The organism is Corynebacterium imitans (assembly GCF_000739455.1).
GTDB classification, from domain to species: domain Bacteria; phylum Actinomycetota; class Actinomycetes; order Mycobacteriales; family Mycobacteriaceae; genus Corynebacterium; species Corynebacterium imitans.
The window spans coordinates 1,140,948-1,167,164 of sequence record NZ_CP009211.1; the positions used below are offsets into that span (position 1 = coordinate 1,140,948).

The window sequence follows — 26,217 nt, forward strand, 5'->3', positions numbered from 1 at the left end:
GAATTCACGCTTCCCGTGCGCGGGCACCAAGGAGGAACAGTATGGCACGCACGCCGCAAACCCTGGCAGAAAAGGTCTGGAACGACCATATCGTCAAAGCCGGTGAGAACGGGGAACCCGACCTGATCTACATCGACTTCCAGCTCCTCCACGAGGTGACCTCCCCGCAGGCTTTCGACGGACTGCGCATGGCCGGGCGGAAAATGCGCCACCCGGAGCTGCACCTGGCTACCGAGGATCACAACGTGCCTACCGAGGGCATTGTCAGCGGTAACCTCCTTGAGATTGCCGAGCCGACCTCGCGCACCCAGGTCGAAACCCTGCGCAAGAACTGCGAGGAATTCGGAGTAACCCTCCACCCGATGGGGGACGTCAAGCAGGGCATCGTGCACACCGTCGGCCCGCAGCTGGGCATCACCCAGCCCGGCATGACGATCGTCTGCGGCGACTCGCACACCTCCACCCACGGCGCCTTCGGCTCGATCGCCATGGGCATCGGTACCTCCGAGGTCGAGCACGTCATGGCAACCCAGACGCTCTCGCTCAAGCCCTTCAAAACCATGGCGGTAGAGGTCACCGGCGAGCTCGCTGAGGGTGTGAGCGCAAAGGACCTCATCCTCGCCATCATCGCCAAGATCGGCACCGGCGGCGGGCAGGGCCACATCATCGAGTACCGCGGCGAGGCCATCGAGAAGCTGTCCATGGAAGCGCGCATGACCATCTGCAACATGTCGATCGAGGCAGGCGCGCGCGCCGGGATGGTCGCCCCGGACGAGAAGACCTTCGAGTACGTCAAGGGCCGCGAGTACGCACCGAAAGGTGCTGACTGGGACGCGGCGGTGGAGTACTGGAAGACCCTGCCGACCGACGAGGGCGCAACCTTTGACACCGTCGTGGAAATCGACGGCTCCAGCCTCACCCCGTTCGTCACCTGGGGCACCAACCCCGGCCAGGGCCTGCCGCTGTCGAGCAACGTGCCCGACCCGGAGGATTTCACCGATGAGAGCTCCAAGCAGGCCGCCGAGAAGGCGCTCGCATACATGGACCTCACCCCGGGCACGCCGCTGCGCGACATCGCCATCGACACGGTCTTCCTCGGCTCGTGCACCAACGCGCGCATCGAGGACCTGCGTGCCGCCGCCTCGGTCGTGGAGGGTCGCCGCATTGCCGAGAACACCCGCATGCTGGTCGTGCCTTCCTCCACGCTGGTCAAGCAGCAGGCGGAGGAAGAGGGCCTGGACCGCATCTTCACCGAGTTCGGTGCCGAGTGGCGCACCGCCGGCTGCTCCATGTGCCTCGGCATGAATCCGGATCAGCTTGCGCCAGGTGAGCGTTCGGCGTCGACAAGCAACCGCAACTTCGAGGGCCGCCAGGGCCCGGGCGGGCGCACCCACCTCGTTTCGCCACTGGTTGCCGCGGCCACCGCGGTCACCGGCCACCTCGCTAGCCCCGCCGACCTGTAAAAGGAGAAACACACCATGGAAAAGTTCACCACCCACACCGGCGTCGGCGTGCCGCTGACCCGCTCGAACGTTGATACCGACCAGATCATCCCTGCCCGTTACCTCAAGCGCGTCTCGCGCACCGGTTTCGAGGACGGCCTGTTTTCCAACTGGCGCGAAAACCAGCCAGATTTTGTGCTCAACCAAGAGGACTACGCCGACGGCTCCGTGCTTTTCGCTGGGCCGGACTTCGGCACCGGCTCCTCCCGCGAGCACGCCGTCTGGGCGCTGATGGACTACGGCTTCAAGGCCGTGTTCAGCCCGCGTTTCGCCGACATCTTCCGCGGCAACTCCGGCAAGGCCGGCCTGCTCGCGGGCATCATGAGCGAGTCCGACATCGAGCTGATCTGGAAGCAACTGGAGCAGCAGCCCGGCCTCGAGGCGACTGTCTCGCTCGCGGACCGCACCGTCACTGTCGGTGAGAACACCTACACCTTCGAGATCGACGACTACACCCGCTGGCGCCTCATGGAGGGCCTCGACGACATCGGGCTCACGCTTCGCGACGAAGCCGCGATCGCCGAGTACGAGGCCAGCCGCCCCGCGTTCAAGCCCGCGGTACGCTAACGCACTCGCGTGCTGCGCGGGCTACTCCGGGAGCTGGCGCAGCACCTCGGGCGCGAACTCGGAAAGAAACGCCTTCGCAGTGTTGACTACGCCGAGGATGCCGCGGTCGAGGAAATCGCGGAACTGCTCGTCGGTGTGCTGCCACTGACAGGGCAGCGCGTAGGAAATGCCGAGGGCTGCGAGGTCGCGCTCCGGCTCCTCGATCGCGATTGCGGTGGGGAAGGAGCGAGCGTTGTTGAACTGCTCGCAAAACTCCAGGACGTCCCCAAAGCGGGAAGCCTTGATTTCGGCCACGCCGATGGTGGTAAACAGCACGATCGTGTTCGAAGTGTAGGAGATATCCATCGCGATCCCGGCAAAGACCGTCTTGATCGTGTCCGGATCTTCTGCGTCCGTGTACGTCCACTCCTGTGCCTGAAAGTAGTCGCGCACGCGGTCCAGATTGGTCTGCTTCATGGTGTTAGGCCTCCCCCTCGTTAGCAGCGGCGCGCAGCTGCGGCAGCTGCTCGTTGAGCGAATCCGTGGCGTAGCGCAGCATGGCGAACGTAAAGTCCAGGATCTTATGCAGCTGGTCGTCGTCGAGGCCGCCGACCGGGAAGAACGGGGCGTCGATAAACGCGAGCATCGCCCCGTCCTCCCAATCCACCCGGTGCGCGCGCAGGCGCGGTAGAGAACGGTTGAGGTGGTTGACTGCCCGGCGCAGCGCCTCCTTGTCCTCGTCGCTGTGCGCCTTGCCCAGCCAGCGCGACACGATATTGAACATGTCGCCCTCCAGCCGGAAGAAGCAGACGGCGCTGGGGAACGCGGTCACCGTCAACCCATCGGACTCGCTGCGGTAGTGCTTGAGGCCCATCGCGTCCAACGTCGCCTCAACGCGCTCCTGCGTCACGGGAGCCAAAGCCATAAACGCCTCTTTCCTTTTCCTATTGCACGGGCCTATTGCACGGGCAGTGGCGAGGGCAGGTAGTCCGCGCCCGTGAGCTGGCCCTCGTGGAAGGTCAGCGACCACACGGAGCCCTTCTTCGACTTGATCTCAGTATCGATCGGCAGCGTGCCGTTCGCCGCCAACCACGCTATCATCCCCGGGATGGCCTCGCCCTGGCTGCAAATCACGCTGGTGCCGCCGGCCTCGATCACCTCCTGGAAGGCGCGCTTTGCGCCCACCATGTCTTCCAACCAGGCCTTATCGCCGAAACGGGGCTCGACGGTGATGTCCAAGCCCAGCTCGTCCGCGAGCGGTTCCACCGTGGAGTGGCAGCGGTCCGGCCGCGCCGAGAAGATCCGCTGCGGTGCGAAGGGGGCGAGCAACGGCACCAGCATCTCCGCCTGGCGGCGCCCCTTCTTGTCCAGCGGGCGCAGGTTGTCGTCGCCTGCCCACTTCTGGCGCTCGTGCGCGCGGGCGTGGCGCACGAGGAGGATGCGGGCGTCGGCAGGCCGCGAGAAGCGCTTCTGCGCCTTCTCCAACACCTCGCGATCCAGCGCGTAGCTCATCAGCTCCTTCGCCTCCGGGATCGGCAGCCAACGGATCTCGTCAACCTCATCGTTCGGGGTGAACTCGCCGCCGGTGACCTCGCCGGTCCAGTAGTAGACCACCTTGGTGGTGTTTTTCACCGGGTAGACCGTCTTGCCCAAAAGTTTGCCCAGGCGGATGCGGTAGCCGGTCTCCTCGCGGATCTCACGCACCGCGGTGGCGACCAGCGACTCGCCTGGGTCCAGTTTGCCCTTAGCCAGCGACCAGTCGTCGTAGTGCGGGCGGTGAATGCAGGCCACCTCAATCGAGGAGGTGTCGTTCCGGTCGCCGCGCCACAGCACCGCACCGGCGGCAAGCGTGGTGCGCGTGAACTCGTCCTGCGGGCGCTTCGGCACCTCCTGGTGGCGGCCCGTCAAGAACATCTCCCCGGCGATGTCCTTGTGCTGCTCGTGCAGTTTCCCCTTCAACGATTTCTTCTCAGCCATACTCGCTATCTTTGCTTACCTTGCCGGGCTGCGCCACGCGCGGCACGCCCCCGCGAGGTGTCGATTGTCCCAACACAGGTCTTTTGCGCGTGAAGCGACGGAGTCGGGACGGTGAAACGGGTGCGCGGGTGATAGGTTGAAACAACGTTCGGTGGCAAACAGATCAGGAAGGCATGCACAGCGATGGTCAATGTGGCAGTACTCGGCGCTGGCTCTTGGGGAACCACGCTTGCGAAGGTCTTTGCCGACGCCGGCAACGCCGTCGACCTCTGGGCGCGCCGCCCCGAGCTGGCGCAGGAGATCGCCGAGACGCAGGAGAACCCCGACTACCTGCCCGGCATCACGCTGCCGAAGGCGGTGCGGGCTACCTCCGACGCCACTGAAGCCCTGGACGCCGACATTGTGGTTTTCGCCGTGCCGAGCCAGACGATGCGCGAGAACCTCACCAAGTGGGCACCCCACCTGCGCACTGACTCGACGCTACTGTCCATCTCCAAGGGCATTGAGACCGATACCCACCTGCGCATGACGCAGATCATCGCCGAGGTCACCGGGGCAGAGGAGGACCGCATCGCCGTGTTGTCGGGGCCGAACCTGGCCAAGGAAGTCGCGCTCGAGCAGCCCGCCGCCACCGTGATCGCCTGCAGCGACTTGAACCGCGCGAAGCTCGTGCAAGCTGCCTGCGCGACGAGCTACCTGCGCCCCTACACCAACGAGGACGTGGTCGGCTGCGAGATCGGCGGCGCAACCAAGAACGTCATCGCGCTCGCCTGCGGCATGGCCTCCGGCCAAGGATTGGGGGAGAACACCCTGGCCTCGCTGATCACACGCGGGCTCGCGGAGATCACCCGCCTGGGCACCGAGTTGGGCGCCGATGCGCGTACCTTCTCTGGGCTGGCCGGTCTCGGGGACCTGGTGGCCACCTGCTCCTCGCCGCTGTCGCGTAACCGCACCTTCGGCTCCGCGCTGGGTCAGGGCGCGACGATCGAGGAAGCGAAGGCTGCGACGAAGGGGCAGGTCGCGGAGGGCGTGGTGTCGTCGAGAAGCATTTTCCAGCTCGCGCAGGAGCGCGGCGTGGACATGCCGCTGACCCAGGCTGTGTACGCGGTGTGCCATCAGGGTGTGAAGGTGCCGGAGACGATTGCGGCGCTGATGGGGCGGAGCAAGAAGTCCGAGTAGGCCCCTGGTGTAGTCTCGTCATGTGATTCGTATAGCCGTTATTTACGGTGGGCAGTCCACCGAGCACTCGATTTCCTGCATCTCGGCCGGCGCGGTCATGGCGCACCTTGCGCCCGAGCGCTACGAGATTTACCCGGTCGGCATCACCCGCGGCGGGGCCTGGGTGGAAGGCAGCCGCGACCCCGTGGCGGGCGCGACGCTGCCCGAGGTCGCAGGCGAGCGCGAGGTGGCGCTCTCGCTGAATCCGGATCGACGCGGGCAGTTTATCGACGTCGCGACGGGCGAGGTCCGCGCCACCGTCGACGTGGTCTTCCCCGTCCTGCACGGCAAGTTCGGCGAGGACGGCACCATCCAGGGCCTGCTCGAGATGGCCGGGCTGCCGTATGTCGGCCCGGGCGTGTTGGCCTCTGCCTGCGGGATGGATAAGGAGTACACCAAGACGCTCGTGCGCGCCGCCGGTGTCGCAGTTGCGGAGCAGGTGGTCCTGGGCAGGGGAGAGTCGCTGGACGAGGCGCAGCGCGGGATGCTTGGGCTTCCAGTGTTTGTAAAGCCCGCTTCGGGTGGCTCTTCGATCGGCGTGTCCAAGGTGGAGAGCTGGGAGGCGTTCGAGGAGGCGCTCGCGCTGGCCTTCGAATCCGATACGAAGGTGCTGGTGGAATCCGAGCTGGTCGGCGACGAGGTCGAGGTCGGCGTGATCGAACACCCGGACGGCCGGATCGAGGCGAGCGTGCCCGCCCGCCTCAACGGCACCGAAGACTCCGCAGAGGGCTTTTACGGGTTCGAGACCAAGTACTTAGAAGACGGGGTCACCGCGACGATTCCCACCCCCTACGAGGACGCGGTGATCGCCGAGCTTAAACAGCTCGCGCTGCGGTGCTTTAAGGCGCTGAACTGCAAGTCGCTGGCGCGCATCGACTTCTTCGTCACCGACGAAGGCCCGGTGCTCAACGAGATCAACACGATGCCCGGGTTCACCCCGATCTCCATGTATCCGCAGGTGTGGCAAGCCAGCGGGCTTGACTACCCGGCGATGCTGGATCTTCTCGTCACCACGGCGCTCGAGCGCGCCTAGCGCTCCGGCAGCGTCTCCGCGATCAGCTTGGACAGGTTGGTCACGGCCTCGTTGCCCTCGGATTGCGGCAGGGAAGCGGCCACGTCAGTCACGCGCCCGAGCGCGTACCAGGTCGAGGAGGTCGTGCCGTTGGCAAGCGTGGTGTCCTCGAACCAGGGGATGTCGTTGACCTGAGACAGCTGCGCGCCGGCAGCGTAGTTCTCCGGCTCAGCCACCCCGCAGCGCACCACGACCGGCTCCTTGCCCTCGGCGATCCAGGCGAGACTATCCTCGCCCTCCGGTTGCACGCGGCGGTAGCCTTCGGCGATTTCCTCCGGCGCGGCGTCGACAAGCGCGGCGCAGGCCTCCGCGTCGCCTGCGGCGGGCTTGAGCTGCGACAGCGGCGTGGGCGCCGGAGGCTGCTCGTCGGCCGACAGCATGGAGACATCCAGGTCGTCGAGGGGGTTGTCAGCCCGGCCGAGGGCCGCGTCGTCGGCGGTGACGGCCACAGCCGGTGAGCGGTCGACACTGAACCAGGTGGACAGGGTCGAGCCCGGGGTCGCGTCGTCGACACGCAGCCACCGCGCGCCCGCTGCGTCGAAGACCAGCGGTGCGGAGTACGCGGTGTACTGCGCCGGCATGTGGATCCCGCAGCGCAGCGTGATGCGCTCTGTAGAGGAGGACTGCCAGGCCGCCGCGCCCTGCGGCGCCGGTTCGGCGAGCTCGGCGCGGCGGTGGCCGCCTAGTTTGTCCGGCAGGGCGTCGACAAGCGCGGCGCACTCGGGCGAATCCGCGGCGGGCGAGTCAAGCTCCGACATCGCCACTGGCTGCTGCGCCGCCTTCGTGACGAAGTAGCGCGCGCCGCCAAGCACCACCACGACGAACACCAGCGCGAGCCCAAGGCTGAGCAACACAATGCTTCGGTTAATCTGTGAGTCGTTCGCCGCGGAATCAGTCATGGCGTCACAGTCTATCGAAAGGTGCGTACCCCTCGTGATCACTACCGGGTTTCCCACCGTCGGGCCCTCGCTTGCCCAAGTCGGCGAGCAGGCCGTCATCGACGCCATCGTCGCCGCCTCGCCCTCGCCCATCAACGGCGACGACGCCGCGGTACTCACCCCCTCGACCCCGAACTCGCGCGTGGTGGCTGCCACCGACATGCTCGTCGAGGGCCGCCACTTCCGGGCAGATGTGACCACCCCGGAAAGCGTCGGGCGCAAGGCCGTGATCCAGAACTTTGCCGACATCGAGGCCATGGGCGCGCGCCCGATCGCCGCGCTGCTGGCCATCGGCGCGCCGCCGACAACCCCGCTTTCCGTTGTCGAGGGGCTCGCGCGCGGCGTGGGCGCTGCGACCGCGGCGTACTCCACCGAGCTCGTCGGCGGGGATGTGACGCAGTCGCACCAGCTGGTTATCTCCGTGGCCGCCATCGGTTCGCTCGGCGGCAACCGCGAGCCGCTGACCATGGCCGCCGCCCGCCCCGGCCAGCGCGTCGTCGCCCACGGCACCATTGGGTATTCCGCCGCGGGCTTCGCGCTTCTCGACGCCGGCGTGGACATCCCCGAAGCCCTCGAACTCCTCGCCCGGGCCCACCAGGTACCGCAGCTGACCCCGGGCCGCGGTGTCGTGGCGCGTGCGGCCGGCGCGACCGCGATGACGGACAACTCCGACGGGCTCATCCACGATCTTTCTCGGCTGGCGAAGCGCTCCGGGGTGGGCATCGACCTCGCCGCGCTCGCGATCGCGCCCGACGACCTGCTGCGCCAGGCCGGCGAGCTGTTGGGAGTGGACCCGTGGCAGTGGGTGCTCGCCGGGGGAGAGGACCACACGCTGCTGGGCACCTGCGACGGCTCGGCCCCGGTGGGCTTCCGGTCCATCGGCACCGTGACCCGCGCCCCGGGCGTGCGCATCGACGGAGAAGCACCGACCTACACCTACGGATGGGAGAGTTTCGGATGAACCTGCCGGTACACGAAAGCTGGCGCGAGTCTTTGCGCGGCGTGGAGGACCAGATCCACGCCATGGGTGATTTTTTGCGCGCAGAGCAGGCCTACCTGCCGCGCGGTAACGACATCCTGCGCGCCTTCGCCGACCCCTTCGACGAGGTCCGCGTCCTCATCCTCGGCCAGGACCCGTACCCCACGCCCGGCCACCCCATGGGACTGGCGTTTTCCACCCAGCCCGGGGTGAAACCGCCGCGCAGCTTGGTCAACATTTTTAAGGAGCTCAACGACGACCTCGGCGTGCCCCCGCGCGCCGACGGAGACCTCTCCTCCTGGTCGCGCCAGGGCATCCTCCTGCTCAACCGCGTGCTGACCGTGCGGCCGGGCAAACCCGCCTCGCACCGCGGCAAGGGCTGGGAGCAGGTCACCGAGGCCGCGATCACCGCGCTTGCCCAGCGCGGCACACCGCTCGTCGCGATCCTGTGGGGCCGCGACGCCCAGAGCGCCGCCCGCTTCCTCGGTGACACCCCACGGATCGAATCGCCGCATCCCTCGCCGCTGTCCGCCAGCCGCGGATTCTTCGGCTCGCGCCCGTTTTCCCGCGCGAACCAGGCCTTGGTTGACCAAGGTGGGCAGCCGGTGGACTGGGGCCTGTAAGATATCCGCTCATGGTGACTCCTCCCGGCTTCGACGGTGCCCGCCTGCGCTCCTGGGCGCAGCGCGCAGCAACCGAACTTGATCGTCGCCGAGTGGAGATCAACGAGCTCAACGTCTTCCCCGTCCCCGACGCGGACACCGGCTCGAACATGGCGCACACCATGGCCGCTGCCGTTGCCGCCACCGAGGCGCTGGACTCGCAGGCGAGCGCTTCGCAGGTCGCTGAAGCGCTCGCCCAGGGCGCGGTGCGCGGGGCGCGCGGCAATTCCGGTGTGGTGCTCTCCCAGGTCATCCGCGGGATTGCGCAGTCGATGGCGGAGGAGACCGCGGGCGGGGTAGTCGTCGCCGACGCGCTGGCCGCCGCGGTGCGCTTCGCCGACCGCGCTATCGCGGAGCCGGTGGAGGGCACCGTGATTACGGTGCTGCGCGCTGCCGCTGTTGCCGCCGCTGAGGCGGTGGCCGATGAGCCAGGTGGCGCGCCGTCGATAAACGCGGTGGCGCATGTGGCCACCGAGGCCGCGCGCACCGCGCTCGCGAACACCCCCTCCCAGCTCGAGGTGCTGCGCGAGGCTGGGGTCGTCGATGCCGGTGGCACCGGGTTGGTCATTTTGCTCGAGGCGCTTGTCGACGAAACCGCGCACACCCACACCCCAACCCCGGTTCCCCCGGGCACCGAGGCAGAACCTGCGCACACCCAGCACGGCGAGCCGGGGAACTTGGAGGTCATGTTCTACTTCCGCGGCGACCTGGGTGCGCTCGAGGCCACGCTGGGCGAACTCGGCGACAGCCTGGTCACCGCGCGCGCGAACGAGACCGAGGGCACCGTGCACATCCACTCCACGCGCGCCGGAGCCGTGATCGAAGCCGCTTACGCCTTAGGCGAGGTCAGCGACCTGCGCCTGGAGGTATTGCCCGCCGAGCCGGTCACACACGAGCCCGGGCGCACGATCATCGCCGTGACCCCGCCCGGCTCGCTGACCGAGCTGTACACGCAGGCGGGCGCGATCACCGTCGCACCGGGTGAGGACGTGGTCGCCGAGGTACTCGCCGCGGTCCGCCGCTCCGGCGCGCAGGAGATCATCCTGCTGCCCAACGGGCTGCTGGACAGCCGCAACTTGGTCGCCGTGGAGAAGGCGGCGCGCGCCTTCGAGCAGTCCATCACCCTGCTGCCGACGGTGCGCCTGGTCTCCGGCATCGCGGCGCTTACCGTCCACGACGCGGCACAGCCGCTGGCCACCGCTGCGTTCACGATGTCGGAGGCCGCAGGCGAGATGCGCACGGCCGTGGCGTACCGCGCGGAGAAGGCCGGCCTGATCCAGGGCGGGGCCGTGGGCAAGGGCGACATCGTCGTCACCGCGCACGGCGAGACTGTGCTCATCGCCGACACCGCCGCGGAGGCACTGACCGGGGCCTGTGCGCGGCTGCTCGAGCACGGGGGCGAGCAGGTCACCGTACTCTACGACCCGCTGGCCGTCGACCCCGCGACGCTTGACTGCCTCGAGGAGAAACTCGGCGTGGAAGTGGTGGTCTACCCGGCCGATGGCCTCGGTGCGGTCGCGGAGATCGGGGTAGAGTAGCGGCCATGCTTGGGTTTGAAGATACGCGCCCGCTCAACCTGGTTATTCCGCTCAAACAGGCGCGTGCGCTGTCCAAGCACCTCGGCATCGAGACTTGCGGCCAGCTGCTGCAGCACTACCCGCGCCGCTACCTGCAGTACGGCAAGGGCACCGACCTCCGCCAGATGGAGGAGGGCACCACCGCCACCATCATCGGCTGGGTGGAAAGCGCCAACCTGATCTCAAACCCAAAGAATCCGCGCCGCCCGATCTACCGCATCGAGGTCCACGACGGCTACCAGCGCGTCGCCGCCACCTTCTTCGGCTCCACGTACGCGCAGCGCGTGCTCAAACCCGACCGCCGCGTGATGCTCAACGGCAAGCTCAACTTCTTCCGCAACACCCCGCAGCTGCAGCACCCGGACTTCGTGCTTCTCGACGGCCCCACCCAAGCCACCGGCTCCCTCAAACAACTCATGCACTTCGGCGAACTCGAAGAGATCCTCGCCGGGCGTGAATGGCTCCCGCTCTATCCTGCGAAGAAGGGCGTGAGCACCTGGACGATCATGGGCGCAGTCCATAAGGTGCTGCGCGACCTGCCACCGATCGAAGAGCCGCTCGGCTTTACCCCCATCGGCATGCTGCCGCTGAATTCGGCGGTGCGCCAGATCCACGAGCCCGGCCCGGACGGCCCCGCCCGCGCCCTGCATCGCCTGAAGTACGACGAGGCACTCTCCGTCGCGCTCGCGATGGGTGTGCGACGCGCGGACGTCGCCCACCGACGCGCGCCCGCCCTGCCGCGCGTGCCGGGACGCGACCAGGAAACGCTGCTCGAACGCCTGCCTTTCGCCCTGACCGCTGGCCAGTCGCAGGTCTTCAACGAGATCTCCGCCGACATGTCCGCCGTCAAGCCCATGAGCCGCCTGCTCCAGGGCGAGGTTGGCTCCGGCAAAACCGTCATCGCGGCCCTGGCCATGCTGCAGGCCGTGGACAACGGGGCGCAGGCCGCGCTGCTCGCGCCGACGGAGGTGCTCGCGCTCCAGCACGCGCGCTCGCTGACCGAACTCATGATGCGCGCCGGTCTGCCCACCCGCGTCGTGGCACTGACCGGATCCATGCCGGCCGCGCAGAAGCAGGAGGCCCTGCTGCACATCGTCTCCGGCGAGGCCGACATCGTGGTGGGCACCCACGCCCTGATCCAGGACTCGGTGGAGTTCTTCCGGCTGGGTGCGGTGGTCGTCGATGAGCAGCACCGCTTCGGCGTGGAGCAGCGCGACCAGCTGCGCGCAAAAGCGGGGGAGACCACTCCGCACCTGTTGGTCATGACGGCGACCCCGATCCCGCGCACCATCGCGATCACCGTTTTCGGCGACTTGAGCGTCTCCACGCTCAAGGAGCTGCCCGGCGGGCGCAAGCCGATCCGTTCTTCGGTGGTGCCGCAGTTCAAACCCGCCTGGGTGGCGCGCGCCTGGGAGAAGATGCGCGAGGAAATCGCGCAGGGCCGCCAGGCCTACGTCGTGTGCCCGCGCATCGAAGGCGAGGGCGGCGTGGACGAGGTCGCCGCCCACCTGGCCGCCGAGGAGTTCCCGGACAGCGAGGTCGCCATCCTCCACGGCCGCATGAAGGGCGAGGAGAAGGACGCAGTGATGGCCGACTTCGCCGCGGGCGCGATCGACGTGCTGGTTTCCACCACGGTCATCGAAGTCGGCGTCGACGTGCCGAACGCCACCGTGATGATGGTCCGCGAATCCGAGCACTTCGGCATCTCCCAGCTGCACCAGCTGCGCGGACGCGTCGGCCGCGGCGGCTTTGAGTCCTGGTGCCTCTTCCACACGCTCGCGGAGCAGGGCTCGCCCGCCTTTACTCGCGTGCAGCAGGTCGCCGCGACCACGGACGGCTTTGCGCTCGCCGAGCTCGACCTGCTCAACCGCCGCGAGGGCGACGTGCTGGGCACCGACCAGTCCGGCCTGCACCGCACCCTGCGCCTGATCAACCTGATCGACGACCTGGAGCTCGTCGAGCGCGCCTACCGCGACGCTGGCAGCATCGTCGCCGACAACATCGAGTTCGCCCGCCACGCCACCGCCAATTTCGTGGCCGAGGACTTCGAGTACCTGGATAAGAGCTAGCCCGGCCGCGCACGTTAGAGTGTGTGGCATGAACCGCATCATTTCCGGCGAAGCCCGCGGCCGCAAGATCAAGGTCCCGCCCGAGGGCACCCGCCCCACCTCCGACCGTGCCCGCGAGGGGCTGTTCTCCTCCCTCCAGGTCCGCTTCGGCTTTGCGGGGGCGAACGTGCTCGACCTCTTCGCCGGCTCCGGCGCGCTCGGGCTGGAGGCGGCCTCGCGCGGCGCGCAGCAGGTGGTGCTCGTGGAGAACGACCCGCGCGCGGTCGCCGTCATCGAGGCCAACGCGAAAGTCGTCGGCCACCCGGACGTGCACATCGAACCGGTGAAAGCCTCCACCTACGTCGCCCGCGCACCCCGGAACCACTTCCACATGGTGCTCGCCGACCCGCCCTACGAGCTCGCGGATGAGGCAGTCGCCGAGATGGTGGCCGCGCTTGAGCCATTGCTTATCGACGGCGCCGTAGTCGTCGTCGAGCGCCACCGCGAAAGCCCCGAAACCGCCTGGCCCGCCGCTTTTACCCCAACCGGCCAGAAGCTGAAGAAGCGCACCTACGGGATCGCGCGCATGGACATGGCCGTGTATTCCGCTCCGACAGAAAGTGAAAACGCATGACGATCGCAGTCTGCCCCGGCTCCTTCGACCCGATCACCAACGGCCACCTCGATATCGTACGCCGGGCCTCCCACAGCTTCGACGAGGTCGTCGTGCTGGTTACCGGAAACCCGGCGAAGACCTCGGGGCTGTTTAGCATCGACGAGCGCATGGCGCTTATCCGCGAGGTCACCGCGGACATCCCCGGCGTGCGCGTCGACTCCTGGGCGGGCCTTCTGGTGGACTACATCAACGAGCACCACGTCACCGCCCTGGTCAAGGGGCTGCGCTCATCCCTTGACTACGACTACGAGCTGCCCATGGCGCAGATGAACCGGCGCCTGTCCGGCATCGACACCTACTTCCTCATGACCGACGAGAAGTACGGCTACGTCTCCTCCTCGCTGTGCAAGGAGGTGGCGAAGTACGGCGGCGACGTCACCGGGCTGGTGCCGCCGAACGTGCACGCAGCGATGGAGGTGAAGTTTCGTTGATCTGGCTCGCGATCGGCGTCGCGCTCGTGGTTGCCGCCGGCGCCATCTCGCAGCGCGTCTCCGGCATGGGGCTCGGCCTGATCTCTGCGCCCGCGCTTTCGATCATGCTCGGGCCCGTCGTGGGCATCATCCTGATCAACGTGCTCGCCACCTTCAACGCGGTGGTCAACACGTGGTCCATGCGCGCGGACATTGACTGGAAGAAGTGGGCCCCGATCGCCGGCGGTCTTGCCTTCGGGGCGGTGCCGGGGGCCTTCGTCATCCGCGCGGTCTCGCCCTCGGTGCTTTTGGTCGTGGTGGGCGTGATGCTTATCCTGGCGCTCAGCGTCGTCACCCTGGGCAAACGCTACGTGCCCCGGGTCGAAGGCGTACTACCCGCGGCGCTTTCCGGCGCGGTCGGGGGCTTCATGAACACGCTCGCCGGGGTTGCAGGGCCCGCCATCACCGTCTACTCGCAGGCTGCGCGCTGGCCGCAGCGCACCTACGCGGCCACCCTGCAGCCCATCTTCCTCTGTTCCGGGGCGATCTCCTTTCTGATCAAGGAGGTCACCGGAGCGGCGAACTTGGCGTCGATCCCGCTCGCGTTCTGGGTTGCGGCGGCCATCGGGCTCATCGTCGGTCAGGTCGTGGGTACGAAGCTCGCACCTCACGTCCCCGCGGCGAAGGCGCATAAGGTAGCCCTCGGACTCGCATTCTTCGGCGGCTTCACCGCCCTTGTGCGCGGGCTCGTCTCCTAGAAGAGGGTAGACAGGAACGACTTCGTGCGCTCCTCCTTGGGGTTGTCCAGTACCTCGGCGGGAGTGCCGTACTCGATGATCTGCCCGTTCGCCATAAACGCCACGTGATCGGCCACCTCGTGCGCAAAGGCCATCTCGTGGGTGACCACCATCATGGTCATGCCGCCGGCCGCCAGGTCCTTCATCACGCGAAGTACCTCGCCGACGAGTTCGGGGTCGAGGGCGGAGGTTGGTTCGTCGAAAAGCATGAGCTTCGGGTCCATTGCCACCGCGCGTGCGATGGCGACGCGCTGCTGCTGGCCGCCCGAGAGCTGGATCGGGAAGGCCTCCGCCTTGGAAGCCAGGCCGACTATCTCGAGCAGTTCCATCGCGCGGGCTTTCGCCTTCGCGGGATTCTCGCCCTTGACATGGATCGGCGCCTCGATGATGTTTTCCAGCACCGTGCGGTGGCCGAAGAGGTTGAAATTCTGGAAGACCATGCCAATGTCGCGGCGCTGCTTGGCGGCGTCCTTTTCGCTCATCTCGTAGAGCACGCCGCCACGCTCGCGGTACCCGATCAGGTCCCCGTCGACGTAGAGGCGGCCCGCGTTGACCTTCTCCAGGTGATTCACGCAGCGCAAGAACGTGGACTTGCCGGAACCGGAGGGCCCGATCAGGCAGGTCACGCTACCCGGCATGACCTCGAGGTTAATGCCCTTTAACACATCGAGCTGCCCGAAAGACTTCCACACATCCACCGCTTGGATCATCGGCGTAGTTTGTACCGTCATGGCTTAGCGACCTTTCTTCTCAGGAGCGTTGATGACTTCCACATTCGACGGGATTGTGCCCTCCGCGTCCGCGAGGCTCGCCAGCTGACGTGCCGTCAGTTGGCGCGTGGCGCCGCGCTCGAAGTAGCGCTCCAAGTAGTGCTGACCGATCATGAGCAGCGAGGTAATCACCAGGTACCAAGTCGCGGCGACGAGCAGCATCGGCACCGGCTGGAACAGCGCCGCCGCGATATCCATCGAGCGACCGTAGAGCTCGAGCGAGTAGGGGACCGCTACCACAAGCGAAGAAGTCTTGAGCAGCGAGATGAACTCATTGCCTGTCGGCGGGATGATAATGCGCATTGCCTGCGGAAGTACCGTGCGCGACATGGTTTGGCGCCAGCTCATTCCAAGCGCCTTCGACGCCTCAACCTGGCCTTCGGGCACTGAGGAGACGCCGGAGCGGACGATCTCGGCCATGTAGGCGGCCTCGTTTAGACCGAGACCGACCACCGCCAGCGCGAACGCGGAGGAGGTAAACGGTTCCAGAGAAATCTGCGTAAACCCGAGGCTAATCGAGTCGTAGATTGCGCCGATCAGGCCCCAGAACATCAGCTGCACGTAGATCGGGGTGCCTCGGAAGATCCACAGAAAAACCCACGAGACCGCGTTGAACACCGGGTTCGGACTCATCCGCATCACAGCCAGCAACACACCGCCGACGACGCCGATAAGCATGCCCAACAGCGTGATCGCCAGCGTATGCAGACCGGCAATGGCGATGCGGGTATCAAAAAGGTACTGGAAGTAGATGTCCCACCCATACGCCTCGTTGCGGGCTGCCCCTATGACAAACCACACCACGAGCAGCAGCAGGATCGTGGCAAGCACCCATCGGCCCGGGTGGCGCAGCGGCTTCGCCTCGATGCGCTCCGGCTGGGAGCGACGGTTTTCTACCTTGTTACTCATTGTGTTCCTACCCCAGCTCTTCTATTGGTTGTTCGTTCAGCATCCCTTGCTCCAGAAGGCCCGTGTCGACGTTCCACTGCGCAAGAATCCGCTCGTAGTCACCGGTCTCAATCAGGTGCTGCATGGCCTGTGCCATCGCGGGGCCAAGCGCGGAATCCTTCGGCACGGCAAAGCCATAAGGTGCGGCGTCAAACATGTCGCCGACAAGCTCAAGCTTGCCGTCGGAACGTTCGACGGCCCACGCGGTGACGGGGGAGTCTGCGCTGTACGCGTCCGCCCGGCCGACCAGCGCGGCGAGCGCCGCGTTATCCGCCGTGTCGAAAGACAGTACTGTGATGGGCTCCTCGCCGGCTTCGACGCAGGCCTCCGACTTGGGACGAACATCGTCAGTCTCGGAGACCGTTGTGCGCTGAACAGAGACGGTCAGCCCGCAAGGGTGCGACGGGTCGATTCCTGCGCCGGGTTGCTGGGCCCACTGGATGCCTGCGTAGAGGAAGTTGACAAAGTCAAAGGACTCGCGGCGCTCCGGGTTGTCGGTGAAGCCTGACATGCCGGCGTCGAGGCTGCCGGATTGCACTGCAGGCAGGATCATGGCGAAGTCCATGTCCTGCGGATCGAAGTCGAGGCCCATGACGCCAGCAACAGCGCGGCCAAGGTCCATTTCCAGGCCGACGAGCGCGCCTGCCGAGTCTTTGAATTCGAAGGGCGCAAAAGGCGGGTTGGCGCCGATGGATAGCGTGCCGTCGGCGGCGACTTCATCCGGGACGAGTGCCGCGATTTCCGGCACGGCGTCGGGGACGATCGGTTCCCAGCCCTCGGGGTTGCCGCCTTCGGTGTTGGTCACGCAGCCGCTGAGCAGTGTCGCTGCGGCGAGGCAGGTGGCGAACACACCTGCGCTGCGCGTTGAAGATGTAGCGTGCATGGGACTTCCAAAACGTTGAAATATACTAACCACTGTATATTAATCGTTTTCCCGCCTGCTGGGAAGTCGCCACGTACAGGAGATTTTACCGCTGGGCCATGCGGATGCCGCGCATAATCAGCTCAATGGTCTGGCCAATGATGAGCATGCCGATCAGCGTGGGGATCAACGCGGAGGCAGCCTGGCTCGAGCCTGCGGAGCTCTGCGCGAAATCCCCGGTGAAGAAACCAGACGACATCTTCGCGGAGCCCTGCGCTTCCTGCTTCCACAGCTCCACCGGGTTCGCGGTGTCCGGCACGGAGGAATTCTTAGCCCACGCCTGGACGAACTCCTTGCCTTCGCCCTCCTCCATGTCCTTCGTCCAATCGAGGAACATGTCAGAACTGGACACCTTCTTCACCGGGTTCTTCTCCGGATCGAGGTGCATGGGATCGTTCTCGGCGTCGTAATCCAGCGACCCAAGGGCGTCCTTCGGGGCCTCGCTTTCCGACGCCCCCTCATCCGCACCCGCAAACGGCGCAGATGGGACAACGGACAGGACAAGGGTCGCGGCAACGATGCCGGCAAGAGTGGTCTGACGCATGCGGACATCCTAACCGGAAAGCTGGACCACTGTCTTATCGATAGGTGCCCAACCCTTATTAGACGCGTGTTTTGGGTCGTTGGTTCCGTTTCGGGGCGATAATGGGTGTATTCTCACATTCCCTTGTTTTGGCAGGTGAGCGTGGTTTATCGTCGGTGGCATGACAGATTTGGATGCACTTGCTTTGGTTGACCGCTGCGGATACGACTTCGTTCACGCAGCGGCCGGACTCGAGCTTGCCCAAATCCAGGCACACGGCATCCAACCAGATCGCGCGAAGCAGCTGCGCGACACAGCTTCGGTGTTGTGCGGGCCGACCTCGCACACGAAGTACCAGGCGCGTGCCCAAGAAGGCGCGCGCGTGCACTGCCACCGGTTAGACACCTTGGCCTACATCACCCGCTCTGCCCGCTCGCTGAAAGACGTGACGAAGCGCTGGCACTACATCGAGCGCTTGTGCAACACCGCCGGGGACCTGGCGCGCATTCGACGTGTGGCCGCAGAACTGAAAGCCGAACTCCAAGCGCCCGAGCCACGCACCCCGAAAGCACGGGTCACCCACCACGGCGATGGGTACGCCACCCTGCGCCTGACCGGCCCCGCGGTCGAAGTCCAAGGCGTGTTCGACGCGGCGAAGAACGACGTCACCGGCTGGCTGAATGGCAGGTGTCCGAAAGCAGACTACCTGGTGCGCGTGACCGCAAACCTGGATATTGGGGATTACCTGCGCATCATCGCAGGCGAAGGCAACGATGTGCAGGTGCATTTTGATAATGGGGTGATCGTCTCCGGTGAGGAGTTTGTGCGCATGCAGCTCGAAGAGCTCGGCTCGATCATCTTGATCGGTGTGATGGACGGGCCAGTCAACGCCTACCACGCCCGGTTTGCCACCCCGAAGCACCGGGAAGTCATGTTGGCGGATTCCACCACGTGTACCTGGAAGGGGTGTAAAGCACCTGCTTCGGAGTGCGATGCCCACCACATGGTCGAACACCAACACGGCGGCGAGACCACACCATCGAATCTTGGGTGGTTGTGTAAGTACCACAACTCGCAGGCCGCCCGCGGCACCCGGGGTCACACCGAAAGACGGGATGGACAGATCACCTACGTCTCACCCTATGGGAATGTCACCGCCACCGGCACCGACCACAAAGCCCGAGCGGATAACCGAAAACCACCCGACTAACACCCCACGCAAAAGCCCGCGCGCCAGCAAACCTGGCGCGCCACAGGCATGCCCTAAACAATACGGCCGAGGTTCCGTTTGCCAGCGAAGAGGATCATGAGCGAGACACACAGGCTGGCTGCGCCAAACCAGTAGGGCATACCAGCGCCAAAGGAGGCCGCGAGAGGACCGGAAACGGCGGGCGCAATCGCTCCACCAAGAAAGCGCAGGCCGGAGTACGTGGAAGAGGCGACGTTGCGCGGCAGAGGGGTGGCCCCCATGACGGCCTCGGTGAGCACGGTGTTGAAGACGCCGATGAACAGGCCTGCGAGGATCACCAAAACGATGACAGCCGTGAGGTGCTCTGCTGCGAAGCCTAGGCCGGCGAGCAGAACGCCGAAGCCACCCAAAATGATGATCAGCACTGGGAAGAGACCAAAGCCCTGCACGAGACGGGGTGCGAGGAAGACGGAAGAAATCGCGAGCGTCAGCCCCCAGCCGAAGAAGACGAAGCCTAGCTCGATGGCTCCGAAGTCCTTTCCTGCCGCTGTAGCTGCTGCGTCGATGGGATAGGGCGAGTAGGCGAGCAGGGTGAAAAAGCCGAAATTGTAGAAGAAGGCCACGAGCCCAAGCGTGAGCAGCGCGGGTTCCTTGAGAGCGGTGAGCCCCGCCGTGAATTCGACGGGTTCAGGAATGTGTGAGCGCGAGTGGAGCAGCGTGGCGATGGCGATGAACCCAATGGCCATGAGGGCGGCGGTGCCGTAGAAGGGGGTGCGCCAGGAGATCTCGCCAAGCAGGCCGCCGGCAAGCGGGCCGACGGCGAGGCCGACGCCCATAGCGGCCTCATACAGAATGATCGCCTGCCCGGCGCTGCCGGCGGCTGCGCCGACGATGGCAGCGAGAGCGGTGGAGATGAACAGGGCGTTGCCCAGGCCCCAGCCCGCACGGAAGCCGATGATCGCGTCCACCGAGCCCGCCGCGCCGGAGAGGAAGGAGAAGACCACGATAAGCGCGAGCCCGATCAAGAGCGTGACCTTGACCCCGATGCGGGAGGAAATGAATGCGCTGAAAAACATTGCGAGTGCGGTAATCAGCAGGTAGCTGGTAAAGAGCAGCATCGTCTGCGTCGGCGACGCGTGTAGATCCCGGCTAATCGCCGGCAGGATCGGGTCGACGAGCCCGATGCCCATGAACGAGACGGCGCAGGCAAAGGCGAGCGCCCAAACGGCGACGGGCTGGTGCAGGATGGAATGTCGTTTTTCGTCGTGCAAGAGCGGGACCTCCTTGTGGGTTTGTTAGCGGTTGGTGGATAGCTCCTCGGTGATGTGCTGGAGGAGCTCGGCGGCGCGGTTGAGGGCGGCGATGTCGGCGTCGTCAAGTGCATCGAGCACTGGCACGATCTGCGCGGCGGAATCGGTGCGGTATTGCTGGAGGATGTCGCGGCCCTTGTCCGTGATCATGAGGTCGGTAGCGCGTGCGTCTTCGGGGGAGGGGTGGCGGGTGATGTAGTTTTCGTCGACAAGCTTTTTGATTGCCTGACTCATTGACGGTTGCGTGATACCCTCGCGACGTGCGAGTTCGCCGACCCGCAGGCCTGGTTCGCGGTTGATTGCGGCCATGGCGCGCAGCGAGACGTAGGAGAGCTGGACCGGGGTGGCCTGGTACGCGGTGCGCGCGAAGCGGCTGCTGGCCCACACGAGGTCGTTGGCGAGCTGTGTTCGGGAATTGTTATCCATAGGGGGAATATATATGCAGACTATGGAAATCTCAAGCGTGAAAAAGCCCCGCGTTCAAGCGGGGCGACGTGTGCCCCAGGTGAGACTCGAACTCACCACAAACACCCCATTTAACCAGGTTAGAAGCGGTGACTAGGCCCCTTTTGACTGCAATTTGACTACATTCTCCACAGCACTCGACACCGCATCCAAATCATCATCGAAAAGCGCCGCGTACACCCGCAGCGTGATCGACGGGTCCGCATGCCCCAACTGCCGCGACACCGCGAGCACGTTCGCCCCCGCCGAAATCATCAGCCCCGCCGCCACATGCCGCAGCCCATGCGGAGTAATCCGCGGAAAATCAGAATCCGCCGCCATGCACCGATCCACCGCACCCGAAAACCACGACTTCGCCCCCGGCAGCTTCAACGGCCCACCACCGGGCCGCTCCCACAGCCACGCCTCCGGTAACTTTCCCTCGCACCGCTCGGCCAGCATGTCCATCACAAAACGCGGCACCGCCACCTCACGCACCTCATGGTCCTTCGGCGCGCCCACAATCACCTCGTTCTTCACCGTCACCGCGTTCTCCTCGATCGTCAACCGCGACCGCAGCACATTGACGTGCTTGACCCGCAGCCCGGCGGCCTCACCCCACCGAAGCCCCACCGTGCCCAATAACCATATGATCTCCGGGCGCGACGCCTCAGCCGCCAAGTCCGCCAGCTGCCCCGGCGTCAGGTACACCTGCTTCGACAATGGCCGACGGGGCAGCTTTAATCCGCGGGCGGGGTTCGTTTTGATGATGCCGTCGCGCTGCGCGAGGTCGAGGATCTGTGCGAGCACGTCCACGTTGCGGCGCACCGACACCGCACCCAAAGTGGCGTCATCCACCCACGCCTGCACTTGCGACGGCCTGATAGCCGACACGGCACGCGACCCCCAGACAGGCTCCACGTGCAGACGCCACGCCGGCTTGTAGACCTTCTGGGTGGATGGGGCGAGTTTGTCGACGCGCTTGGACCACAGGACGCCGTATTCGGTGATGGTGCGTTGCTTCTCGGCGTGTGACACCCAGTCACCGTCGGCGACGGCGACGGCGTTTTTGTCTGCCCAGGTTTGCGCGTCTGATTTACGGGTGAAGCCACGCTTCGACCGCACCTTACCAGTAGGGTCGCGGTATTGTACGCGCCAGCGTTTGCCTTTTTTCGTCTTGTACGGCGTGATTGACGCCATGATGATAAGCTCCTCTTCGGTTCAACAGGATTGGTGCCCACCCCCCGGGCACGGTTGGACCACCCCCAATAAGTCGCCCCGCGGTCTGCAGCCTCCCCCGGCTTCCGCGGGGCGCACCTCTTCACGCGCCTAAAGCCCCAGGATGCGGGCCTTCGCCGCCGCGAACTCTTCATCTGTCAGTACACCAGCAGCGTGCAGCTCGGCAAGATTCTTCAGCTCATCGACACTGCTCCCGCCATTCGTCGCCGGGGAGGGGGACGGCGCTGAATTATTCTCTAGCGCACGCCGCGCAGCAGACACAACCGACTTCACCTCATCGGTAGCCACTTTCTTGACCTCAATCTCATCATTTGACGTAGAGATTCGGATAGCGCCGAGGGCAAAACCAGTTTTCTCGGAGATCGACGACACCTTATCCAGAGCAATTGTCTGCGAGGCCGCGTCCCACCCGAGGACTTCACCGGAGATCATGATGATGCGCCGGTCGGTGACGGTGAGGATGGTGGGCTTGTCGTCATGGAAGCCGTGGGTGGCTACGATAATTCGTTCACCGGGTGCGAGCTCGTCTAAGACCTTGTCTTTGAAGAGGTGCCCCTTGGCTACCGACTTTGTGCCGTGGGTGCGGGCGGCTTCATCCCACCCGTGGTCATCGAGCATGTCGGAGATAGCTTCCATGGTTTTGTAGAGAACCTTGTCGGAGTCTTGGCAGTTGCCGGACGCGGTTAGCGTGCCACCGGAAGCGCGGAAGATTGCTTCCTGCTTTTGCCACAGCACTTTCCTGCGTACGGCGACGTGGTCGGGTTGCCGTTCGATTTCAGTCTTTCGGAATTTTGATTGCACGAACTGTTCGATTGCCGACAGGACTTCTTGGTCGGGGGCAGTGAGGGTGCGGGTCATTTCGGCCATGATGGGGTTCCTTTTCTATGCGGTGATTTGGATATGTGTCATTGTGCGCCACACGTGGACTAGGTGCACGGTGACGCCGAGCTCGTGGGCGATGTGCGCGGCATGCGGCCCGTAGGCGCGTTCTGCTGCCGCGTATTCCACGGGCGAGATGAGCAGGCGCGCGGCGAAGCGGTCTGCTCGCTGCTCACACGCGGGGTCACACCCGGGCGGGTCGCCATAATGCGCGTGGCCGAGCTCGTGGGCGAGCGCACACAGGGTGTCGGCGTCGCTCATGCCGTGGCGGAGCGTGACAGCCCGCTGGTGGGGGAGCCACGCGGCCTTGGGCCCGCCGAGGTGCCAGCGCACCTGGTAGCCGCGGGCTTCGGCCACGTCGATGAGTGCATCAATCAATCGGGTCTTCACCTCGTCTTTCTCGCTCTGCCTGCTCGTCGGGTGATGAGTCGGCAGCGTGGGGCTGTGTCCAGTCGAATTCGCGGACGGTGCCATCGTACGAATCGTGCCGAACATCATCTGCCTCCATGTTCGAACGGCGCGCGGCAAGCTCGTCGATCTCTGGGGCGCGTGTGGCGGGGTTGAGGCGGCGCGCGAGCTCGATAGCGAGTTCTCCGTCGGCGGCGGTGGCGACAAGGGCGCCGTTGCTGTCGAGGTAGTCGAGCACATCACTGTGGGGGACGTGACCGAGTTCGACGAGGGCCATGGTGCGGTTTATGTCGAGGGTTTTGCAGATGAGGATGAGGTCGTCTGCGGTGAGGCCTTCGTTGAGTCGGCGGTTGGCGGTTTTTCGTGTGGTGCCGAGGATGTTCGCGACGTCTTGGTCGGTGATTCTTCGGTGTGTGTTTTCGCTTAGCCACTGCTTTATGTCCATGCTTTGACAATATCACGGTGGGTAATTGGTTACACACTTAATGTGTATTTACTAGGCCAAATAGGGAAGCGGATACCCCTTTTCGGGTAATCGCCGTTGCGTGCCCACTGCTGGGTGGGTAAATTGAGTTACACAAACAGCACACAGGAGGAGCAAATGAGTAAATACCTACTCTCTCTCGATGAGATCGACCGCGTGAAGCGGCTGCACCACATCTCGTCCGCCACCGGGCTCGAAGAGAGGACCGGCGTTACCCGCAAAACATGGAGCACCGCATTAAATACGCGCCGCCCCACGATCCACGTGCTTGAAGCTCTCGCCGCGCTCGGCGCGGACCCTGCCCGCATCCTCGTCCGAGAAGATGAGGCGGTGGCGTAGGTGGAGAAACTACGAGATCAGATTCGCGGCTGGGAGGCGTGGATTATTGACCTTCTCCTTGAGGAGGAGCGCGACATGGAGGAGATCGACCGCCTTGTGGGGCTGGTGCGCGATCTGCGCGCGGAACTGAAGCGTCAGGAGGACGAGATTCTTGATTGGGCGCGCGCCCGGATTGAGGCGCGAGATTAGCCAGATGGTGTAGCGGTGGTTCGATTCCATCGCCTGGCACGAGGGGACGCTTGTACCCCTTTATTAAGTCACAGTGACGTAGTTGGTCTATGTGACACGTTGTTTGAGAACTGCATAACAGGCCCTACCCGTGGGGATGCATAGCACGGGGCGTGTCCCAGTGGGGATATTTACTGGTGCGAGCGTGTGGCTTAGATCGCGACGACCACCAGTGCTGACAGGCAGAAACCACCCAACCTCGTAGCGGACGGAGGGTGAGGCAAGACCACGTTAGTGGGCACGAAAAACACAGGCCGTGAAGAGCACTCTGCAGGTGCAAGTCCTGCGCGCGGCTCGAGGGGTGGCGTTGTGAGGTCCCGTGATGGTCGTTCGCCGCACACAAGGCCGTAACCAGCAGGCGTTCTTCCGCACACTCGGCGCTTGCTGGCACTGCGCGCCTGCGCCACCCCCACCCCAAACCTCATGCACACGATAGGAGAAAATATGCAAAACAAGTACGTTCCCGAAGACCTCAGTCTTACGGAAGCGGCCTGCGTCAACTGGGTACTTTCAGCAATTAAAACCGATGTGCTCTCCGGTACCCCGAGCGGCAAAGCTATAGACCAGGCACTGGAAGAAACGATTCCTAGTTATTGCAGCCCATCTAACGCTGATTGACCGATTTCGAGCGCTTTTTGGCCACCCGCTTTGAGCGCTCGTACTGTGGCCTGGGTGAGCTGATTCGTTGCTTCGTCGTAGACAGCCGAACCGAAATTTTTGGCTTTAGTTGCGGCAAAAGTAGCCGCAGCGTGTCGGCCCCAGTCTCCCGGATTGGTGACGAAGTTTCCATTCGCCATCATGAAAACTGCTGCACGGTAATGCTCAGCAGCTTCTTGAAGGTCGAAGTTACTCGTCACCTCGTAATTGTCAATGCAGTGCTTCAGATGGAGTTTCACCCTCGTGAAGTAGTCGTAGAGCTCTCTAGGGAAAACGCCGGGAGGAACAACTAAACTCGGCTCATTTTCAAGAAGCTCACGTAGCTCGTTAACAACACCATCTGAAAGCTCCGGGACGAACCTTCTAGCCGAGTTACGGAACATGCCTAGCGTCTGAAACGCTTCATCGCTTATTCCACTCCCGCTTACTTCGAAGCCTCTTGGGTAGGCATAAACCGCATCGCGCCATCTTCCGAAATATCGCTTTTCGCTTGTCACATCGTCGCCAGCTTGCTCCATTTCGCTGATGATTCGGGCTATAGCTTCCAGGCAGCGTGACGCGCGCCTTTGTTCGGGCCAGCCACCCATTGAGACCCCGTTCCTATTCCCGAGTAGGCGACTCGCATATACCGGTTTGGTTTGCTCGCCTTTTGAAAATTCGGCGCTTTCTTCTCGCCAATTCTTGAAGATTTCGTAAAGGTCGTCTGCAGGGTTAGCCATGCAGCAATCTTAGCCCGACTGGCAGGCAGGGAAGTTCGAGCCTTCCCACGGGCACTGGGGTAGCAGGTGTTGACAGTTCTCTTCCTGCGTAAGCCGTACCCATGACCCACGCCTCATGGCGAGGTACGCGCTGCCCCAACCAAAACCAAACGCCCCAGAAGAAAAGGAGCCAACCACATGGGCCCCATCACCACCCAGATCGCGCTCAACACCATGCTTGACGTGATCTGGCCAATCCTGCCCCTGCACATCCTGGAGCAACTCGCCTATGTCTAAACACACAATCGACGGGCTCACCATCGAAGCCAAGCCAACGGGCATCCACCTAAGCACGACCGATGCGCACGAAATCGTGATCCCCCACAACTCCGTGCGCATCGTCATCGCAGCTATCGAGACTGCAGCCTGCTAAAACACCACAGAGGCTGCTGGCTCACCTGACGGGAACTGGTCACCGCGCAGCGCAAACTGCACATGCTCGCTCAAGTTCAACGTCACAGACCCGTAATTTGACTGCAACGTCACCAAGCCCGGGTACTCACCTGCACGAAGCCGGGATACGACCTGGACAGAGCTCTCATCCTCTGCCAGGTAGTACTTCTCGCCTCCGTACTCAATTCGGTAAATCATTCCTGTTCACCTCCCTTCTGGGGCTAGTTGCCCCGAAGAATGAGTGAACCACGACAAAGGCCCCCGCTGTGCTGCAACCACACGCGGGGGCCATTTATTGGTCTCTATTGAAAGGAAACCACCCAT

Annotated in this window: 32 protein-coding genes; 16 read left to right on the plus strand and 16 right to left on the minus strand. The window is 64.5% G+C overall.

What is annotated here, in order from left to right; translation table 11 throughout:
• Positions 1–41: 41 nt before the first annotated feature.
• On the plus strand, positions 42–1,463 hold the full coding sequence (gene leuC / locus CIMIT_RS05300; RefSeq protein WP_038590175.1) for a 3-isopropylmalate dehydratase large subunit: 1,422 nt from the start codon (positions 42–44) through the stop codon (positions 1,461–1,463).
• 15 nt (positions 1,464–1,478) lie between these two features.
• Positions 1,479–2,069, plus strand: coding sequence for a 3-isopropylmalate dehydratase small subunit (leuD, locus tag CIMIT_RS05305; RefSeq protein WP_038590178.1), 591 nt, complete (start codon positions 1,479–1,481; stop codon positions 2,067–2,069).
• 21 nt (positions 2,070–2,090) lie between these two features.
• Here the strand turns inward: leuD and CIMIT_RS05310 are convergent, their stop codons facing one another.
• The 3 genes from CIMIT_RS05310 to CIMIT_RS05320 are packed head-to-tail and all read right to left on the minus strand — an operon-like array spanning position 2,091 to position 4,025.
• Entirely contained in the window at positions 2,091–2,525 is a 435-nt protein-coding gene (locus tag CIMIT_RS05310; RefSeq protein WP_038590181.1) for a YbjN domain-containing protein, read from the minus strand.
• Positions 2,526–2,529: 4 nt separating this feature from the next.
• Entirely contained in the window at positions 2,530–2,973 is a 444-nt protein-coding gene (locus tag CIMIT_RS05315; protein ID WP_038590185.1) for a YbjN domain-containing protein, read from the minus strand.
• 32 nt (positions 2,974–3,005) lie between these two features.
• Positions 3,006–4,025, minus strand: coding sequence for an NUDIX hydrolase (locus CIMIT_RS05320; RefSeq protein ID WP_038590187.1), 1,020 nt, complete (start codon positions 4,023–4,025; stop codon positions 3,006–3,008).
• A 183-nt stretch (positions 4,026–4,208) separates the two neighbouring features.
• Between CIMIT_RS05320 and CIMIT_RS05325 the strand changes: the two genes are divergently transcribed.
• The gene (locus CIMIT_RS05325) at positions 4,209–5,204 is read left to right on the plus strand and encodes an NAD(P)H-dependent glycerol-3-phosphate dehydrogenase (RefSeq protein WP_038590190.1); all 996 of its coding nucleotides are present in this window, start codon (positions 4,209–4,211) and stop codon (positions 5,202–5,204) included.
• 22 nt (positions 5,205–5,226) lie between these two features.
• Complete coding sequence (locus CIMIT_RS05330) at positions 5,227–6,276, plus strand: D-alanine--D-alanine ligase family protein (protein ID WP_038590193.1); 1,050 nt, start codon at positions 5,227–5,229, stop codon at positions 6,274–6,276.
• Here the strand turns inward: CIMIT_RS05330 and CIMIT_RS05335 are convergent.
• On the minus strand, positions 6,273–7,214 hold the full coding sequence (locus CIMIT_RS05335; RefSeq protein ID WP_038590195.1) for a DUF3515 domain-containing protein: 942 nt from the start codon (positions 7,212–7,214) through the stop codon (positions 6,273–6,275). The two genes, CIMIT_RS05330 and CIMIT_RS05335, sit on opposite strands and share 4 nt — an antisense overlap.
• A 34-nt stretch (positions 7,215–7,248) precedes the next feature.
• Here CIMIT_RS05335 and CIMIT_RS05340 point away from each other — a divergent pair, with 34 nt between their 5' ends.
• Genes CIMIT_RS05340 through CIMIT_RS05370 form a run of 7 tightly spaced genes read left to right on the plus strand, consistent with a single transcriptional unit; the run spans position 7,249 to position 14,363 of the window.
• The gene (locus tag CIMIT_RS05340; RefSeq protein ID WP_038590198.1) at positions 7,249–8,214 is read left to right on the plus strand and encodes a thiamine-phosphate kinase; all 966 of its coding nucleotides are present in this window, start codon (positions 7,249–7,251) and stop codon (positions 8,212–8,214) included.
• A complete protein-coding gene (locus tag CIMIT_RS05345; RefSeq protein WP_038590201.1) occupies positions 8,211–8,855 on the plus strand; it encodes a uracil-DNA glycosylase in 645 nt (214 codons plus the stop codon). The genes CIMIT_RS05340 and CIMIT_RS05345 overlap by 4 nt, the downstream gene beginning before the upstream one ends.
• A gap of 11 nt (positions 8,856–8,866) precedes the next feature.
• Positions 8,867–10,432 carry a DAK2 domain-containing protein gene (locus CIMIT_RS05350; RefSeq protein WP_038590204.1) on the plus strand — a complete coding sequence of 522 codons (1,566 nt, stop codon included), beginning with the start codon at positions 8,867–8,869 and terminating at the stop codon, positions 10,430–10,432.
• 5 nt (positions 10,433–10,437) lie between these two features.
• On the plus strand, positions 10,438–12,540 hold the full coding sequence (locus tag CIMIT_RS05355; protein ID WP_038590206.1) for an ATP-dependent DNA helicase RecG: 2,103 nt from the start codon (positions 10,438–10,440) through the stop codon (positions 12,538–12,540).
• A gap of 28 nt (positions 12,541–12,568) precedes the next feature.
• Complete coding sequence (gene rsmD, locus CIMIT_RS05360; protein WP_038590209.1) at positions 12,569–13,153, plus strand: 16S rRNA (guanine(966)-N(2))-methyltransferase RsmD; 585 nt, start codon at positions 12,569–12,571, stop codon at positions 13,151–13,153.
• Positions 13,150–13,626 (plus strand): pantetheine-phosphate adenylyltransferase, encoded by a 477-nt coding sequence (gene coaD, locus CIMIT_RS05365; protein WP_038590212.1) that lies wholly within the window; start codon positions 13,150–13,152, stop codon positions 13,624–13,626. The genes rsmD and coaD overlap by 4 nt, the downstream gene beginning before the upstream one ends.
• Positions 13,623–14,363, plus strand: coding sequence for a sulfite exporter TauE/SafE family protein (locus tag CIMIT_RS05370; protein WP_095066762.1), 741 nt, complete (start codon positions 13,623–13,625; stop codon positions 14,361–14,363). Before coaD ends, CIMIT_RS05370 begins: the two co-directional genes overlap by 4 nt.
• On the opposite strand, the gene CIMIT_RS05375 is transcribed toward CIMIT_RS05370, so the two are convergent.
• The 4 genes from CIMIT_RS05375 to CIMIT_RS05390 all read right to left on the minus strand — a co-directional run bounded on the left by CIMIT_RS05375 (position 14,360) and on the right by CIMIT_RS05390 (position 17,586).
• Positions 14,360–15,133 (minus strand): amino acid ABC transporter ATP-binding protein, encoded by a 774-nt coding sequence (locus CIMIT_RS05375; protein ID WP_038590215.1) that lies wholly within the window; start codon positions 15,131–15,133, stop codon positions 14,360–14,362. The two genes, CIMIT_RS05370 and CIMIT_RS05375, sit on opposite strands and share 4 nt — an antisense overlap.
• Positions 15,134–15,136: 3 nt before the next feature.
• The gene (locus CIMIT_RS05380) at positions 15,137–16,081 is read right to left on the minus strand and encodes an amino acid ABC transporter permease (protein WP_038590217.1); all 945 of its coding nucleotides are present in this window, start codon (positions 16,079–16,081) and stop codon (positions 15,137–15,139) included.
• 7 nt (positions 16,082–16,088) lie between these two features.
• A complete protein-coding gene (locus tag CIMIT_RS05385) occupies positions 16,089–17,003 on the minus strand; it encodes an ABC transporter substrate-binding protein (RefSeq protein WP_051904819.1) in 915 nt (304 codons plus the stop codon).
• 85 nt (positions 17,004–17,088) lie between these two features.
• The gene (locus CIMIT_RS05390; RefSeq protein WP_038590224.1) at positions 17,089–17,586 is read right to left on the minus strand and encodes a hypothetical protein; all 498 of its coding nucleotides are present in this window, start codon (positions 17,584–17,586) and stop codon (positions 17,089–17,091) included.
• A gap of 160 nt (positions 17,587–17,746) precedes the next feature.
• On the opposite strand from CIMIT_RS05390, the gene CIMIT_RS05395 reads away from it, so the two are divergent.
• Positions 17,747–18,775, plus strand: a complete 1,029-nt coding sequence (locus CIMIT_RS05395) for an HNH endonuclease signature motif containing protein (protein WP_038590227.1) — start codon at positions 17,747–17,749, stop codon at positions 18,773–18,775.
• Positions 18,776–18,828: 53 nt separating this feature from the next.
• On the opposite strand, the gene CIMIT_RS05400 is transcribed toward CIMIT_RS05395, so the two are convergent.
• From CIMIT_RS05400 to CIMIT_RS05425, 6 genes are all read right to left on the minus strand, one after another.
• Entirely contained in the window at positions 18,829–20,025 is a 1,197-nt protein-coding gene (locus CIMIT_RS05400) for an MFS transporter (protein ID WP_084674273.1), read from the minus strand.
• Positions 20,026–20,049: 24 nt separating this feature from the next.
• Positions 20,050–20,490, minus strand: a complete 441-nt coding sequence (locus tag CIMIT_RS05405; protein ID WP_038590230.1) for a MarR family winged helix-turn-helix transcriptional regulator — start codon at positions 20,488–20,490, stop codon at positions 20,050–20,052.
• A gap of 132 nt (positions 20,491–20,622) precedes the next feature.
• Positions 20,623–21,708 (minus strand): tyrosine-type recombinase/integrase, encoded by a 1,086-nt coding sequence (locus CIMIT_RS05410; protein WP_038590234.1) that lies wholly within the window; start codon positions 21,706–21,708, stop codon positions 20,623–20,625.
• Between the two features lie 129 nt (positions 21,709–21,837).
• Positions 21,838–22,614, minus strand: a complete 777-nt coding sequence (locus CIMIT_RS12960) for a PH domain-containing protein (RefSeq protein WP_038590237.1) — start codon at positions 22,612–22,614, stop codon at positions 21,838–21,840.
• 15 nt (positions 22,615–22,629) lie between these two features.
• On the minus strand, positions 22,630–23,004 hold the full coding sequence (locus CIMIT_RS05420) for an ImmA/IrrE family metallo-endopeptidase (RefSeq protein ID WP_038590240.1): 375 nt from the start codon (positions 23,002–23,004) through the stop codon (positions 22,630–22,632).
• Positions 22,997–23,479: a hypothetical protein gene (locus CIMIT_RS05425; protein ID WP_038590243.1), complete on the minus strand. Its 483-nt coding sequence runs from the start codon at positions 23,477–23,479 to the stop codon at positions 22,997–22,999. The genes CIMIT_RS05420 and CIMIT_RS05425 overlap by 8 nt, the downstream gene beginning before the upstream one ends.
• 156 nt (positions 23,480–23,635) lie before the next feature.
• Between CIMIT_RS05425 and CIMIT_RS05430 the strand changes: the two genes are divergently transcribed.
• The 3 genes from CIMIT_RS05430 to CIMIT_RS12700 all read left to right on the plus strand — a co-directional run bounded on the left by CIMIT_RS05430 (position 23,636) and on the right by CIMIT_RS12700 (position 24,703).
• Positions 23,636–23,857: a helix-turn-helix domain-containing protein gene (locus CIMIT_RS05430; RefSeq protein ID WP_038590246.1), complete on the plus strand. Its 222-nt coding sequence runs from the start codon at positions 23,636–23,638 to the stop codon at positions 23,855–23,857.
• A complete protein-coding gene (locus CIMIT_RS05435) occupies positions 23,858–24,046 on the plus strand; it encodes a hypothetical protein (protein WP_038590248.1) in 189 nt (62 codons plus the stop codon).
• A 483-nt stretch (positions 24,047–24,529) separates the two neighbouring features.
• Entirely contained in the window at positions 24,530–24,703 is a 174-nt protein-coding gene (locus CIMIT_RS12700) for a hypothetical protein (protein ID WP_157727801.1), read from the plus strand.
• Here CIMIT_RS12700 and CIMIT_RS05440 read toward each other — a convergent pair.
• A complete protein-coding gene (locus tag CIMIT_RS05440; protein ID WP_144311816.1) occupies positions 24,676–25,461 on the minus strand; it encodes a hypothetical protein in 786 nt (261 codons plus the stop codon). The genes CIMIT_RS12700 and CIMIT_RS05440 overlap by 28 nt on opposite strands.
• Before the next feature lie 268 nt (positions 25,462–25,729).
• On the opposite strand from CIMIT_RS05440, the gene CIMIT_RS12705 reads away from it, so the two are divergent.
• Entirely contained in the window at positions 25,730–25,873 is a 144-nt protein-coding gene (locus CIMIT_RS12705; protein ID WP_157727802.1) for a hypothetical protein, read from the plus strand.
• Here CIMIT_RS12705 and CIMIT_RS05445 read toward each other — a convergent pair.
• The gene (locus CIMIT_RS05445; protein WP_038590254.1) at positions 25,870–26,091 is read right to left on the minus strand and encodes a hypothetical protein; all 222 of its coding nucleotides are present in this window, start codon (positions 26,089–26,091) and stop codon (positions 25,870–25,872) included. The two genes, CIMIT_RS12705 and CIMIT_RS05445, sit on opposite strands and share 4 nt — an antisense overlap.
• Between the last annotated feature and the right edge of the window lie 126 nt (positions 26,092–26,217).